The organism is Leclercia sp. LSNIH1 (assembly GCF_002902985.1).
In the GTDB taxonomy this organism is placed as follows: domain Bacteria; phylum Pseudomonadota; class Gammaproteobacteria; order Enterobacterales; family Enterobacteriaceae; genus Enterobacter.
On sequence record NZ_CP026167.1, the window covers coordinates 1,510,159 to 1,524,590 of the forward strand.

General features: G+C 60.8%; 14 protein-coding genes and 2 pseudogenes. 6 read left to right on the top strand and 10 right to left on the bottom strand.

The window, feature by feature from the left end; all coding sequences use genetic code 11:
• Window positions 1-54: 54 nt before the first annotated feature.
• From C2U54_RS07615 to C2U54_RS07630, 4 genes and pseudogenes are all read right to left on the bottom strand, one after another.
• Window positions 55-876, bottom strand: a complete 822-nt coding sequence (locus C2U54_RS07615; protein ID WP_103178081.1) for an alpha/beta fold hydrolase — start codon at window positions 874-876, stop codon at window positions 55-57.
• Between the two features lie 30 nt (window positions 877-906).
• A complete protein-coding gene (locus C2U54_RS07620) occupies window positions 907-2,517 on the bottom strand; it encodes an MFS transporter (protein WP_103178082.1) in 1,611 nt (536 codons plus the stop codon).
• Window positions 2,514-2,924 carry a DoxX family protein gene (locus C2U54_RS07625; RefSeq protein ID WP_103181020.1) on the bottom strand — a complete coding sequence of 137 codons (411 nt, stop codon included), beginning with the start codon at window positions 2,922-2,924 and terminating at the stop codon, window positions 2,514-2,516. Before C2U54_RS07625 ends, C2U54_RS07620 begins: the two co-directional genes overlap by 4 nt.
• A 5-nt stretch (window positions 2,925-2,929) precedes the next feature.
• Window positions 2,930-3,841 (bottom strand): annotated as a pseudogene (locus C2U54_RS07630) (amidohydrolase family protein); the annotation flags it as partial.
• On the opposite strand from C2U54_RS07630, the pseudogene C2U54_RS07635 reads away from it, so the two are divergent.
• A pseudogene (locus tag C2U54_RS07635) lies at window positions 3,827-5,167 on the top strand (GAF domain-containing sensor histidine kinase); the annotation flags it as partial. The pseudogenes C2U54_RS07630 and C2U54_RS07635 overlap by 15 nt on opposite strands.
• Here the strand turns inward: C2U54_RS07635 and C2U54_RS07640 are convergent.
• The 4 genes from C2U54_RS07640 to C2U54_RS27440 all read right to left on the bottom strand — a co-directional run bounded on the left by C2U54_RS07640 (window position 5,159) and on the right by C2U54_RS27440 (window position 7,863).
• Window positions 5,159-5,776 carry a response regulator transcription factor gene (locus tag C2U54_RS07640; RefSeq protein ID WP_039030554.1) on the bottom strand — a complete coding sequence of 206 codons (618 nt, stop codon included), beginning with the start codon at window positions 5,774-5,776 and terminating at the stop codon, window positions 5,159-5,161. The pseudogene C2U54_RS07635 and the gene C2U54_RS07640 overlap by 9 nt on opposite strands.
• Window positions 5,777-6,162: 386 nt before the next feature.
• Entirely contained in the window at window positions 6,163-6,549 is a 387-nt protein-coding gene (locus C2U54_RS07645; protein ID WP_103178083.1) for a VOC family protein, read from the bottom strand.
• A gap of 1 nt (window position 6,550) precedes the next feature.
• Entirely contained in the window at window positions 6,551-7,708 is a 1,158-nt protein-coding gene (locus C2U54_RS07650; RefSeq protein WP_103178084.1) for an MFS transporter, read from the bottom strand.
• Complete coding sequence (locus tag C2U54_RS27440; protein ID WP_158251045.1) at window positions 7,705-7,863, bottom strand: hypothetical protein; 159 nt, start codon at window positions 7,861-7,863, stop codon at window positions 7,705-7,707. Before C2U54_RS27440 ends, C2U54_RS07650 begins: the two co-directional genes overlap by 4 nt.
• A gap of 97 nt (window positions 7,864-7,960) precedes the next feature.
• Here C2U54_RS27440 and C2U54_RS07655 point away from each other — a divergent pair, with 97 nt between their 5' ends.
• A complete protein-coding gene (locus C2U54_RS07655; RefSeq protein WP_103178085.1) occupies window positions 7,961-8,731 on the top strand; it encodes a DeoR/GlpR family DNA-binding transcription regulator in 771 nt (256 codons plus the stop codon).
• On the opposite strand, the gene C2U54_RS07660 is transcribed toward C2U54_RS07655, so the two are convergent.
• On the bottom strand, window positions 8,728-9,024 hold the full coding sequence (locus C2U54_RS07660) for a hypothetical protein (RefSeq protein ID WP_103178086.1): 297 nt from the start codon (window positions 9,022-9,024) through the stop codon (window positions 8,728-8,730). The two genes, C2U54_RS07655 and C2U54_RS07660, sit on opposite strands and share 4 nt — an antisense overlap.
• Before the next feature lie 208 nt (window positions 9,025-9,232).
• Here C2U54_RS07660 and C2U54_RS07665 point away from each other — a divergent pair, with 208 nt between their 5' ends.
• Window positions 9,233-10,354: a ribosomal protein uL16 3-hydroxylase gene (locus tag C2U54_RS07665; protein ID WP_103178087.1), complete on the top strand. Its 1,122-nt coding sequence runs from the start codon at window positions 9,233-9,235 to the stop codon at window positions 10,352-10,354.
• Window positions 10,355-10,395: 41 nt separating this feature from the next.
• On the opposite strand, the gene C2U54_RS07670 is transcribed toward C2U54_RS07665, so the two are convergent.
• Window positions 10,396-10,581, bottom strand: a complete 186-nt coding sequence (locus C2U54_RS07670) for a DUF2767 domain-containing protein (RefSeq protein ID WP_103181021.1) — start codon at window positions 10,579-10,581, stop codon at window positions 10,396-10,398.
• Window positions 10,582-10,791: 210 nt separating this feature from the next.
• Here C2U54_RS07670 and C2U54_RS07675 point away from each other — a divergent pair, with 210 nt between their 5' ends.
• The 3 genes from C2U54_RS07675 (at window position 10,792) to foxA (ending at window position 14,372) form a co-directional block, all read left to right on the top strand.
• Complete coding sequence (locus tag C2U54_RS07675; protein ID WP_103178088.1) at window positions 10,792-11,025, top strand: DUF2171 domain-containing protein; 234 nt, start codon at window positions 10,792-10,794, stop codon at window positions 11,023-11,025.
• Between the two features lie 137 nt (window positions 11,026-11,162).
• The gene (locus C2U54_RS07680) at window positions 11,163-12,143 is read left to right on the top strand and encodes a helix-turn-helix domain-containing protein (RefSeq protein WP_103178089.1); all 981 of its coding nucleotides are present in this window, start codon (window positions 11,163-11,165) and stop codon (window positions 12,141-12,143) included.
• Window positions 12,144-12,263: 120 nt separating this feature from the next.
• Window positions 12,264-14,372 carry a ferrioxamine B receptor FoxA gene (foxA, locus tag C2U54_RS07685; RefSeq protein WP_103178090.1) on the top strand — a complete coding sequence of 703 codons (2,109 nt, stop codon included), beginning with the start codon at window positions 12,264-12,266 and terminating at the stop codon, window positions 14,370-14,372.
• Window positions 14,373-14,432 lie beyond the last annotated feature (60 nt).

A 14,432-nucleotide genomic window follows, 5' to 3' on the forward strand; every position in this document is an offset into this window, starting at 1 on the left:
TACAAACCATGTAGGCCGGGTAAGCGAAGCGCCACCCGGCAACAAACTTAACTCTTACAGCGATTTCACAAACGTCAGCAGGTCTTCATTCAGCTGGTCCTGATGCGTCAGCGCAAAGCCGTGCGGCGCGTTGTCATACACCTTCAGCTGGGCATTGCCGATCAGCTCCGCCGCCACTTTACCGGTGGTTTCAAACGGTACGATCTGGTCGTTGCTGCCGTGGATCACCAGTGTCGGGACGTCGACTTTTGCCATATCCGGGCGGAAGTCGGTCTCGGCAAACGCGGTTACGCAGTCCAGGGTCCCTTTCAGCGAGGCCAGCAGAGCGATGTTCAGGGTCTGGGTCAGGGCGCCCTCAGAGACGGTCTGCCCGGCGTTAAGGCCGTAGAACGGGGTGGCGAAATCGCTGATGAACTGGGCGCGATCTTTCAGCAGGCCGTCACGAATGCCGTCGAAGACCGACTGATCCACACCCTGCGGGTAAGAGTCAGACTTGCCGAAGATCGGCGTTACCGCCCCAAGCAGCGCCAGGCCAGCCACGCGATCGGTGCCGTAGGTGCCGATATAACGGCTCACGTCGCCGCCGCCCATGGAGAAGCCCACCAGGGTCACGTCGCGCAGATCCAGGGCGGTGATCAGGTCGTTGATGTCGGAGGCAAAGGTGTCGTAGTCGTAGCCGTTCCACGGCTGATCCGAACGGCCAAAGCCGCGACGGTCGAAGGCGATAGCGTGAAAGCCGCGCTCGGCCAGATAGTTAAGCTGGTTGTCCCACATGTCGGCATCCAGCGGCCAGCCGTGGCTGAACAGCACCGGCTTACCTGCACCCCAGTCTTTGTAGTAAATCTGCGTGCCGTCTTTCGCTTTGATCGTAGCCATAGTCTCTTCCTCAAAAGGTTGTTTCAGGTTTTAAACCGGCGCCACCAGATAGCGGGTTGCCGGGGGTGCATCGCCCTGATGAAAAGCCAGGACGCGGCTTTGCAGCAGGTGGTCATTCATGGTGTGCCGCTCCTGCAGGCGCAGGTGTTCCACCCACGATCCCAGCAGGAAGGTCTCGATATACAGGCCCGGCCGGTCGATATCTTCATACACCGCCCAGCTCATGGCTCCCGCCCGGCGACGTACCCGGCGCAGCTCGTGTACCGCCTGCAGAAAATCGGGTACCGCTTCGGGATCGACAAGGTACTCGCAGGAGACCAGCACCGGGCCGCGTTCGTTGGGGATGTTCTCCCGGGCGTCGTCGGCGATAAGCCCGCTGGTGTCGAGGTTCAGATTGGGATCTTTCTCCAGCTTCCAGCGCAGCACCGTGGCGCTCGCCAGTAGCATCCCGATCGTCGCCACGCAGAGCGAGGTGGCGGTGTTGACGTGCGAGGCGATCTGCCCCCACAGGGCGCTGCCCGCGGTCATCGAGCCGAAGAAGACCGTCAGATAGACCGCCAGCGCCCGGGCCTTCACCCAGCGTGCGGCGCTGCGTTGCGCCCCCAGGTTGAGGGTGGAGAGCACCGCGATCCACGCAAAGCCGGTGAAAAACTCAAACAGGTTCAGCAGCCAGAAGTGACGCACAAAGGCCAGGGCCAGCATGGTGATGGCGAAGACCAGGCTTGCCGCCACCATCAGTTGGTCTGCATTGAGGCGCTGGCGCAGACGCGGCAGCAGCACCGCCCCGGCAATCGCCCCCAGCCCGATGCAGGCCAGCATGATGCCGTACCCCGCCGGACCGAGGCCCAGCTCCCGGCGCGCCACCAGCGGCAGCAGCGCCCAGCCCGCGCTGGCGAAGAGAAAGAACGCCACGGTGCGGATCAGTACATTACGCAGCACCGGGGCGGCGTGCACATAGCGCACCCCGGCACGTACCGCCGAGAAGAAGTGCTCCGGCGGCAGGCGATGCACCGATGCCGCAGGTTTCCAGCGCCACAGCACCCAGGCCACGCCCAGCACCGACAGGGCGTTGAGCAGGAATACCATCCACGGCCCCGCCAGCGAGAGCAAAAAGCCCCCCAGCGCCGGGCCGATGGCGCGGCTGATGTTGACCCCCAGCGAGTTGAGGGCAATCGCCGGGCCCAGCTCCGCCTTGCTCACCAGATCCGGCACCACCGCCTGGAACGGCGGCGAACTCATGGCGCTGCCCACGCTCAGCAGAAAGGCCGCCACCAGCAGCACCGTCGGGGTCACCTGGCCGGTAAATGACAGCACCGTCAGCCCCGCCGCGGCGATAAACACCCACAGCTGGGAGAAGAGCAGGTACTTGCGCCGGTCGACGATGTCCGCCATCACCCCGGAGGGCAGGGCGAAGAGGAACATCGGCAGGCTGCTTGCCGCCTGCACCAGGGCGATATCCAGCGGATCGGCGCTGAGCGTCAGCATGCTCCAGTTCACGCCGACGTCGCTCATCCACGAGCCGACGTTGGAGACCACCGTGGCGATCCACAGCATGCGGAATACCCGCTGGTGCAGCGGCTGCCACGTTGAGATCGCCGGGGCAGGGGGGTGTTCGATGTGCGCGTCGGTCACCTGGGTCATGCGAATCTCTCCGTAGCACGTGTACGCAGCCGCCAGCCACCGGGGCCGGTGATGGCCAGGGTGGTGAAGATGATCAGCAGCAGCCAGCCAAACTGGCCTTCGGCGATCGACCAGCCCGGATGCACTACCAGCATCGCCACCAGCAGCACGGCGATGATTGGCACGCAGGCCAGCCGGGTCGCCACGCCGAACAGGATCAGGATCGGGCAGATCACTTCCGCCACGATCGCCGGGATCAGGCTGAAGTACGGCCCGAAGCCAAAGGGATCTTCGATCCGCGTCAGCTCTTCGCTGAAGTGCAGCACTTTCGGCAGGCCATGCACGTAGAGCAACAGCAGGCTGCCGGTGATGCGCAGGAAGAACAGCCCCAGGTCAATCCGGGGCAGGTTGGGTTGGGATGAGTTCATCATGATCAGAACGCGAAGCAGCTGCAGCCCAGCGCTCCCCAGAAGGCGTTATCATCGGCCACCGGCATCTCTGCCGTGCGGGCAAAGTCGTGCGAATGGTTGTGCACCCCGCACGGACCGCTACAGTGGTGCGCAGGCTGCATCCCCACGCGGGCGGCCTGCGGTGGCGCGCTGCGGTAGTGACCCGGCACCTTGACCACCGGGGACCACTCCGGCAGGACCGGGATGGCAGGCGGCGCCAGCGGACCGAAGGCACCCGCGGCGTAAACGATATCGCCATCCACCACCGTCAGCACCGACTCGATGCCCTTGATCTCCTCTTCCGGCACGCGGAAGTAGTCTTTGCTCAGCACCGCCAGATCCGCCAGCTGGCCCTTTTTGATCTGGCCTTTCTGGCTCTGCTCGTTGGAGAACCACGCGCTGCCCTGGGTCCAGAGCATCAGGGCAGTGTCGCGATCCAGACGGGCGCTGTGATCGTACATCTGCATTCCGCCGACGGTACGGCCAGAGACCAGCCAGTAGAGGGCGGTCCAGGGGTTGTAGCTCGCCACGTGGGTGGCGTCGGTCCCGAGTCCTACCGGCACGCCGGTCTCAAGCATACGGGTGACCGGCGGAGTGTGGCGCACCGCCTCCATCCCGTAACGCTCGGCAAAGTACTCGCCCTGGAAGGCCATGCGGTGCTGCACAGCGATGCCGCCGCCCAGCGCCTTGATGCGGTCGATGTTGCGCTGGGTCACCGTCTCAGCATGGTCGAAGAACCAGTGCAGGCCGTCGAACGGGATCTCGCGGTTCACCTTCTCAAAGACATCCAGCATCCGGCTGATGGACTCGTCGTAGGTGGCGTGCAGGCGGAACGGCCAGCGGTGCTCCACCAGATGGCGCACCACGCGCTCCAGTTCGTCCTGGTCACCTCCGGCGCGGCGGTGATGTGTGTGCCGATGTTCAAGCAGGCGCGGCTGGTGGGGGTCCTCTACCTGGAGAACCGCCTGATGCCGGAGGTCTTTACCGTCGAGCACTCCCGGGTGGTGAGCCTGCTGGGGGCGCACGCCGCCATCTCGCTGGAGACCGCCCGGCTCTATGCCGAGCTGCTGGAGGAGAACCAGCAGCGGCGTCGGGTGGAGAAAGAGCTGCGGGCCAGCCAGACCTCGCTGATGCTGGGGGAGCAGATCAGCCATACCGGCAGCTGGCGCTGGGAGCTGCAACAGGATCTGATGTTTATGTCGGAGGAGTATGCCCGCATTCTGGGCCTGCCGGAGAAGCAGAAGATGATCTCGATGGCGGAGTTTCTCACCTTTGTGCACCAGGATGACTATCCGCGCATCAGCACTCTGGTGACCGAGAGCGTGCGCGATGGCCTGACCATGCGCGCCGAGTTCCGCATTATCCGCGCCGACGGCGCCGTGCGCACCATTCTGGGGATTGGCGATCCGGTCGGCGTGGGCAGCGAAGTGAACGAGTATTACGGCATCATCACCGACATCACCACCCAGCGGACGGCGGAAGATGCCATGCGGGTGGCGCAGGCCGAGCTGGCCCGCGTCTCCCGGGCGACCACCGTCGGCCAGTTAACCTCGTCCATCGCCCACGAGATCAACCAGCCGCTGATGTCGATTGTCGCGAATGCCGGGGCCAGCCTGCGCTGGCTGAACCGCGATCCGGCCCGGCTGGATAAGGCCAGGCTCGGGCTGGAGGAGATTGTCTCCGAGGGGGAGCGGGCAGGGGAGATCATTCGCAGCCTGCAGTCCCTCACCCGCAAACAGGATCCGGCCTTTGCCCGTATCGATCTGCACTATCTGGTGCGGCACATCATCACTCTTTCGCGCAGCGAGCTGGAGCGGCGGAACATCAGCGTCAGCTATGCCCTGGCGGCGGCGAACAGTTTTATTGTGGCTGATAGCGTACAGATCCAGCAGGTGCTGCTGAATCTGGTGATGAACGCGGTGGAGGCGATGGCCGAGATCAAAACGCGGCCCGGTACGCTGCTACTCTCCACCTCGAACCCGGAAGGGGGCGGGATCACATTTGAAATCGCCGACAGCGGTACCGGCATCGCCCAGGGGCAGACCGAGCGTATCTTTGACTCGTTCTACTCCACTAAAGCCCAGGGGATGGGGGTGGGGCTGACCATCAGCTACAGCATTATCGAGCGCCATCGCGGCAAGCTGACGGCCCGCAACCGCGAGCCGCACGGCTCTGTCTTTGCCTTTACCCTGCCGCTGGCGGAGGGCGAGACGTCACTCTGAGGGCTGGCTTCTGGTCAGGCGCTCCGCGGCCCTGACCAGATCCGCCAGCGAGCGGGCCTGCATCTTCTCCATTACCCGTCGGCGGTGGACTTTGACGGTAATTTCACTTACCCCCAGTTCGGCGGCGATCTGCTTGTTCAGCATCCCGCTGATCGCCAGCTGCAACACCTCCTGCTCCCGCGGCGTCAGCGAGAGATGGCGCTGCTTCAGAGAGTACTGCTCCCGCAACTGCAGGGCGTTCTCTTCCGCCAGCTTCAGCGCGTCGCCAATGGAGTTCAGCAGATCGTTCGACGCCACCGGCTTGGTGAGAAACTCATACGCACCGCCCTTCATCGCCTTCACCGTCATCGGAATGGTGCCGTGGCCGGTAAGATAGATTATCGGGATCTCGCGCCCGCTGGCCTTCAGGGAGTCCGCCACTTCAAACCCGCTGATGGTGGGCATCTGCATATCGAGGATCACGCAGGAGGGCACATCTTCAAAGGTGTGTTGCAGAAAAGATTCTGCCGAGGAGAAGTCGAGGGCGTTCAGCCCGGCAGACTCCAGCAGCCCGACCACGGACCGCCTGACAGCGTGATCATCATCAACGACATAGACAATGTGTTCCATTAATAGCCCCAATGTTTCAGCCTGACAAAGATGAGAGGATTTTCGCTCAGCGTAAAAACCGCCCCCTCTGTTCATGCGTTTCAGGTGGCAGTTTTATGAACATGTCAATTTTAACACATTAATTATCATTATCATTTAACAATATGATAACTATATGAAAGGTGCATAGCGGAATAGGTGAATCTGCGTTTCTTATCGGGTAAGCGTAGGCCAGAATGGATTACATTGTCGTCATGGGACAGCGGGCCAGAGTAGCAATCGATATTTTTTCCAGCTCAGTCACGGTTTTCGGCAGTCCCAGCCTACGGGTTTTGTAGGCCGGGTAAGGCGTAGCCGCCACCCGGCAATGCCTGATGCTCTCTCACGAGGGGTAAAATATTGGCAGATTATTCCCCCACCAGCTCAATACGGTTCCCGTCCGGGTCCGCAATTACCGCTTCATAATAGCCATCTCCCGTCATCCTTGGAGCGCTCAGCAGCGTATTGCTCAACCGCGCCTGCTCCGCCATCCGATCCACATCCGCCCTGCTACCCACGTTCAGGGCAATATGCGCCCAGCCGACAAACTCCGGGTGCGAAGGGCGATCGGGCAGATCCGGCACCGTCATTAGCTCGATAGTCGGTCCGTCGGACAGCGTGATAAAGTGCGATTCAAAGCCCGGACGGTTTTTGCTGAGGTAGCGTTCGTTACGCTGGCCGCCAAAAACCGTCTGCCAGAAGTGGACCTGTGCGTCCAGGTTACGGGTCCAGAGTGCCACATGTGCAATATTCATCTTATCCCTCGCTGCGGGCGGGTTGAGAGGCGGTGACGGTCACGGAGAGCAGGGCGACGACCAGCATCAGCACCATAATGACCATAAACGCCTGGGTTAAAGAGGTGGCGTGCGCCACGAAACCGATAATTGCGGGCCCGGCGAGCACGCCGAGATAGCCCAGGGTGGTGATAGCCGGGACGGCAACTGCCTGCGGCATGCGGGTCTGGCGGCCAACGGCGGAGAACATCACCGGCACGATATTGGCGCAACCGGCGCCCACCAGCACGTAGCCCAGCAATGACAGCTGCCACTGCGGGACAAAGGTCACCAGCGCAAACCCTGCGGCGGCCACGATGGCGCCCCCCACCACGGCGCGCAGGGCACCGGTGCGGGCGATCAGTTTATCGCCGGTTAAGCGGAAAAAGGTCATCGCCACCGAGAAGCAGGTGAAGCCCAGCCCACCCAGGGATTCAGGCACGCCGCGCACCTCGGTCAGGAACACCGCGCTCCAGTCCAGCACCGTGCCTTCGGCGAGAAACACCGCAAAGCAGATGAGGCCGATCAGCAGCACCACGCCGCGCGGCACGGCAAAGGCCGGGCCAGAGGCGGGATTGGCCCAGGGCAGCAGCCCTTTCAGGCTGAAAGCGAGCATGAGCGCGACGCTCAGAATGATGATCAGGCAGGCGATAAAAGCGCTGGCCCCGAGGGTCAGCAGCAGGGTCATCGCCCCCGCGCCGGCAATGCCGCCCACGCTGTACATGCCGTGAAAACCAGACATCACCGGCCCGGGGGCGTCGCGCTCAACGATGATCGCCTGAATATTCATGGCGCAGTCCGTCACGCCGACCCCCACACCAAACAGCAGCAATGCGGCGGCGAGCAGGCGCGGATCCGGGATGATGGCAAGCAGCGGGGTAGTGAGCAGGACGATCGCCATCGCGGTGATAATCACCCGGCGGCAGCCGTAGCGGCTGGTGAGTATCCCGGTAAGTGGCATCGCAATCAGCGCCCCCATCCCCAGACAGAGCAGCAGCGAGCCAAGCGTGGCCTCGTTAACGCCGGTATTGGCTTTGGCGAAAGGCACCAGCACCGCCCAGGTGGCGGTGACATAACCGGCAATGAAAAAGACGATCCGGGTGGCAAGCCGCTGGACGGCTCCGGTGGTCTGAGAGGTCATTTCACATCCTTATCAGGTTTCAGTAACGGGGAGGCAGGCGTCTTGCGCTGCACCTTTTCCCCGGCGCGCGCATCTGCGTTCACAGGTTCAAACAGGAAGCCGTCATGGGGCTGGGTGGCGGGCACCTGCTGGTGGTAATCATCATCGCGCTTCATCGTGACGCTCCGGTTGTGATGGCATGGATTGACAGAGCAGGCGTTCATGCAACATTATGCGCATTGTTGCTCGATTCAAATCCAGAGAAGATAATTTATGCTCGATTATGCAGCTTTCCCGGAACAACGACAAGATCGGATCCGCCAGATCCTGCAAGAAAATGGCCGGGTGATCTGCGCTGACCTGGCGATCCGCATGCAGGTATCGGAACACACGATTCGCCGTGATTTACATGAGCTTAGCAAAGAAGGGTTCTGTAAGAAGGTCTATGGCGGGGCGGTGTTACAGCTGGCCGATGCCGGGAACTTCTACAGCCGCGAGCAGCAAAACCACGCAAAAAAAGTCACGATCGCGCAGAAAGCGGCAACCCTGATCAAGCCGGGTAGCTGTATCTTTATCGATACCGGCACCACCAACCTCGCGCTGGCGAAGGCGCTCCCCCCGGATCTGGCCGTCACTGTGGTGACTAACTCCCCGGCCATCGCCGCAGAGCTGCTGCGTCACCCCCTGTGCGAGGTGATCATCACCGGTGGGCAGATCCAGCGCAGCTCCGGCGGGGCCGTGGGGGCGACGGCGGCCAGCCAGATCCAGGGGATGATTTTCGATCAGGCGTTTATCGGCGGCTGCGCCATGGATCCCGGCATGGGGCTGACCGGTTTCGACTTTGCTGACTGCGAGTTCAAGAAAGCGGTGATCGGCCAGAGTAGCCAGACCATCGTGGCGCTCACCACCGACAAAATCCCCGGCGTGGCGCGCTTTGTGGTGGCGAAAAGCCGCGATATTGACGTGCTGGTGGTGGAGGCGAGCCTGGATCAGGAGGCGATCGCGGCGTTTACGGCAGAGGAGGTGCGGGTTATCAGCGCCTAACGCACCGCAAATACCACCGCCGTCCAGTTAACGCGCGTAGCAGGCGGAAATTCGGGACAGGGCTGGATCGGCGTGCAGGCGCCCGCCCAGATAAAGGTCTCTTCATCAATCCGGTACCAGTGAGGATTGCCCTGCACCGCATCACCCACCACCGCCGCCTGAATGCGAACCACGCTTCCTTCAGGCAGCTCACCGGCCACAGGTGCGAAAACGGATGGGTTCTCCTTACGGGTATATACCCCCATCAGGGTCTTTACGCTGGCGGAAACCGGCAGTTCAATAAACGGGCTCATCGCAGGCCTCATGACAATACGCTCTTAGTGATTAACGATATAAGTCGCTCTGTAACTTGCGCTCACGATAAAGCGTGAAACTGTCACCCTGTGTCATGCGAATGGCTGAATGCGGCAGGTTTTCATTCCCCCTTGACCCACGACAAGGCAGCGCGGCCCCACCTCTTCCTATAATCACACCCGTTTGTCTTTTTAACTGGTGCTAACCATGGCGTATCAACTCAACCTGAACTGGCCGGAATTTTTAGAAAAATACTGGCAAAAGAAACCCGTTGTCCTCAAAAACGCACTGCCAAATTTTGTCGATCCTATCAGCCCCGATGAGCTGGCAGGGCTGGCGATGGAGCCGGAGGTGGACAGTCGCCTGGTGAGCCATAAAGAGGGCAAATGGCACGCCAGCAACGGTCCGTTCGAGCACTTCGATGGCTTAGGCGAAACCGGCTGGTCGCTGCTGGCGCAGGCGGTTAACCACTGGCACGCCCCTGCCGCCGAGCTGGTGCGTCCGTTCCGCGTCCTGCCGGACTGGCGTCTGGACGATCTGATGATCTCCTTCTCGGTGCCGGGCGGCGGCGTGGGTCCGCATATCGATCAGTACGATGTGTTTATCATCCAGGGGATGGGCAGCCGTCGCTGGCGCGTGGGTGACAAACTGCCGATGCGTCAGTTCTGCCCGCATCCGGCGCTGCTTCATGTCGATCCTTTTGAGCCGATCATCGACGAAGATCTGGCCCCGGGCGACATTCTCTATATTCCGCCTGGATTCCCCCACGACGGCTTCACCCACGAGACGGCGCTCAACTACTCCGTAGGTTTCCGCGGGCCGAATGGCCGGGATCTGATCAGCAGCTTTGCCGATTACGCGCTGGAGAACGATCTGGGCGGAGAGCACTACAGCGATCCGGATCTCACCTGCCGCGACCATCCGGGCCGGGTTGAGGCCTATGAGCTTGAGCGCCTGCGCAAGATGATGATCGACATGATCAGCAAACCAGACGATTTTACACAGTGGTTTGGCAGCTTCATCTCCACGCCGCGCCACGAGCTGGATATTGCCCCGGCGGAACCGGAGTACACCCCGGAAGAGGTGCTCGACGCGCTGACGGGCGGCGAAACGCTGACTCGCCTGAGCGGGTTACGGGTCCTGAATGTCGGGGGCAGCTTCTTTATCAACAGCGAGCGGCTGGAGGTGTCGGATGCAAACGCAGCAGATGCACTGTGTCGCTACACCGAGCTTAGCCGTGCGGAGCTGGGCGATGCCCTGCGAAATCCGGCATTTGTGGACGAACTGACCGGGCTGATTAACCAGGGTTACTGGTACTTCGACGAGTGATCGCAAAGGCGGCGCGGGGCACAGGCTCCACGCCGCCACCTTTAAGCGGCAAGGATATGACAGGCTTTCCAGTAATCAAGAAGGCGCTCGTCATCAGGTTCTCGCTCCGCTTTACTTTTCATGGCCCGTGCCAGATTCTCTCTCGACACCTCCTGGCCTTTTTGGACGATATCTAAAACCGCTTCACCAAGAGCCAGGGATATTTCGGTACGATTGGTTTCTACCATATATGCCTCCATGTTGAGTGCGTGAAGATAATTATGCGACATAATAACGTGCCTGGAATATTTCTCAGTCGATTCTTATATATTTCGTGCGAACCTAAAACGCGGCGGGAAATAATGTTTCGAAATGCTAATGAGGCGGTCGAAACGTTATTTATGGACTACAGTTAGTTTCGTGTCACACCCGTAGAAACCAAATGAGGAGAATTAATTATGGTAAACCAGAGTGAAATCAAGGACCATGCTCAGGTAATGGCAAGCTGCGGTACCCACGTTGGCACCGTTGACCATCTTGACGGCAACCGCATTAAGCTCGCAAAAAATGACTCCGAGTCTGGCGGTAAACACCATTATATTCCGCTTGAGTGGGTCGATAAAATCGACGGGAATAATGTGGTTCTGACCAAAGACCATAAAGAAGTGTTTGCTGGCTGGCAAGAAGCGTAATAATCGCCAGCACCAGGCGGATATATTTGAGCTCCGGCATTTTGTCGGAGCTTAATATTTATTAAATTTGCCTGCATTGCCGCCGCGTTAAAGGAGTGATACTGTTTTATTTTTAATATGCTTTTCCAGGCGCAGGTATGTCCGACTCAATGCTCCCTCACCCGGCCCCCACAGCGAAAAAAACCTTTTCCGTTGCTGACTTTAAGGTCTTTGGCGAGCGCTACGGCATTGACTACCGTTTTCCGCTGCTCACTGATACATGCGCCAGCAGCAGCCCGGTTCTGCACGGCGATGTCGAAGAGATGATTCTGCCGTCCGGCATCTCATTAACCCACTCCGATGTCCGCGTTCTGCAACCCTATGAAACCACCTCCCGCCACAGCAGCCCGCTCTATGTGCTGGTGGTGCTGGAAGGCTGCGTGACCCTGACCCTCAGCGGCAACGTTTATGTGGTGCGCCCGGGCATGGCTTTCAGCGCCAGGCTGAGCGAACAGCAGGCGATGTCTGCCCGTCATGACGCTGATATCGCATTGAAAACCCTCTCTTTTGGGGTTTACCCTGACGATGCCCGTCGTGAAAGCCTGCTCGCCTCTCTGCTGGCGCAGTGGGAGAAGCTTAACGCGCCCACCTTTGTCTGGCAGGTACCGGATTTTGTGCTGGCCGGGATCCAGCATGCCCGCCAGCGCGAGCGCAGCAGCCTGTCGCGGCAGCTGCTGCTGGAAGGAGTCATGTATCAACTGCTGGGCCACGGCCTGCACCTGCGGGAGCAGGAGGGCGCGGCGCGGGTAAGCGCTGCCGGCGGTGAGCATGCCCGGCTGGAGCAGATCCGTCATCTGCTGGCGCAGGCTCCGGAGCAGGAGTACACCCTCGCCCAGCTGGCGGCCCGGGCGGCGATGAGCCCGAGCAGTCTGCGCAGCAAATTCCGTCAGGCCTATGGCTGCACGGTATTCGACTACCTGCGCGACTGCCGCCTCGCGCTGGCGCGCCGCTATCTGCTGGAAGGCCACAGCGTGCAGCAGGCGGCGTGGATGTCGGGCTACCAGCACGCCACCAACTTTGCCACCGCCTTTCGCCGTCGCTACGGCATCTGCCCCGGCGCGGTCCGTAACGGCTGCTAATCCGTTTTTTCCCCATCGCCAACGCCATTCGTGCGGTTTGGCATTGCGCATACGTACTCTGGCAGCGCGCATAGCTATCTTCTAAATGAAAAAGGTAATAATTCTCATTAATAATTAGAAATAGCTCTGGAGATTTTCATGTTCGCTAAATCGCGGCTGGCACTGCTGGTGGGATGGGTTACCGGGAGCGTCGCGCTCCCCCTGATGGCGCAGGAGACGCCAAAAACCGAAACGGTTGTTGTCACCTCGCAGATGCAGAGTGGCGCCACCAAGCTGGCGACGCCGGATATCGAGACCCCGCAGGCGGTGTCGATTGTTACCCGCGAGCAGTTTGAGGAGCAGGGCGCCACCAGCGTCCGCCAGGCGGTGAGCTACACCCCGGGCGTCTACAGCAACCAGATCGGCGCCTCGAACCGCTTTGACTACATCGTGCTGCGCGGCTTCTCCGACGGCAGCCTGGATAACGTCTATCTCGACGGCCTGAAGATGATGGGCGACACCAACTCCCACAGCTCGCTGGTGGTTGACCCGTGGTTCCTGGAAAATATCGAAGTGGTGCGCGGCCCGGCCTCGGTGCTGTATGGCCGCTCGTCGCCGGGGGGGATCGTAGCGCTCACCTCGCGCAAACCGTCGTTCGATCCGGGCGGAGAAATTAAGCTGTTCGCCGGGAATAACGATCAGCGCGGGGCGATGTTTGACGTCACCGGCGCGCTGGACGACGACGACCGCGTGGCGGCCCGTCTGAGCGGTATGACCCGCTATGCCGATTCCCAGTTTGATCCACTCAAAGAGGAGCGTTACGCCCTGATGCCGAGCCTGACCTGGCGCATCACCGATAACACGCGCCTGGATCTGATGGCCTACCTGCACCGCGATCCCGAGGGCGGGAGCCACTCCGGCCTGCCCTATGACGGAACCGTGGTGCCGCACAACGGAAAGATGATCTCTAACACCTTCTTCGAAGGCGAGGACGATTATGACAAGTACGATCGCCGCGAGGATATGGTCGGCTATAACATCGAGCACCTGTTCGACAGCGGCTGGTCGGTGCGCCAGAAGCTGCGCTATCTGCACACCAAAGTGGAGCTGAACCAGGTCTATGCCGCGGGTTGGCTGAACGACACCGAACTCAACCGCGGTTACTCCGGCTCGGACGAGAAGATGAACGCCATCACCCTGGACAACCAGATCGACGGCAGCTTTGATACCTGGGCGGTGAACCACCGGGTGCTGATTGGCCTCGATTACCAGGATCGCAGCAACCACACCACCGGCTATTACGGCAGCTTCCCGCCGATTGACGCCTTTAACCCGGTCTACGGTGCCGGGCCGGAGAGCATCACGATGTACAGCAAGGAGAAGCACAAGCTGCGCCAGACCGGTTACTACCTGCAGGATCAGCTCTCCCTGGACCGCTGGCGCCTGACTCTGGGCGGGCGCTATGACCAGGTGAGCGTCTCCAATGTCGACAAGCTGAACGATACCCGCAGCGATCTGGACAAGAATAACTTCAGCAGCCGCGCGGCGCTGCTCTACCTGTTCGATAACGGCATCGCGCCGTATATCAGCTACTCCACCGCCTTTACCCCGACCAGCTTTGCGGATGAGAACGGCGATCTGCTGGACCCGATGAAAGGCAAACAGTGGGAAGCGGGGGTGAAGTTTGAGCCGGAGGGGATGAACAGCCAGTTCAGCGCCTCGGTGTTCCGCATCAACCAGAAAAACATCGCCACCAAAGAGGAGCCGACCGATCCGTACCGCTCCATCGGCGAAATTGAATCGGAAGGGGTGGAGCTGGAAGCGGTAGGGCAACTGACCGACAGCCTGCGCCTGCAGGCGGCGTACACCTATACCGACATCCGCTACAAGAAGAGCAGCCCGGAGGAAGAGGGCAAGCGTGCGGTTTATGCCCCGCGCAATATGGCCAGCGGCTGGCTCAGCTATGACGTGAAAACCGGGCCGCTGGATGGCCTGACGGTGGGCTCCGGGGTGCGTTACGTCAACGGCGTGACCAGTGACCGCATGAATACCCACACCCTGCCGTCATACACCCTGGTGGATCTGGCGGTGGGCTATGACCTGTCGAAGGTGGGGCTGACCGGGGTAAGCGCCCAGCTCAACGTCAACAACCTGACGGACGAAAGCTACGTGGCGGCCTGTAACTCGCTCTCCTACTGCTACTTTGGCGCCGAGCGCAGCATTGTCGGCAGCGTGTCGTGGACGTTCTGATGTGAAAATGCCCGGTGGCGCTGCGCTTACCGGGCCTACAAAAGAGTCGAACCGTAGGCC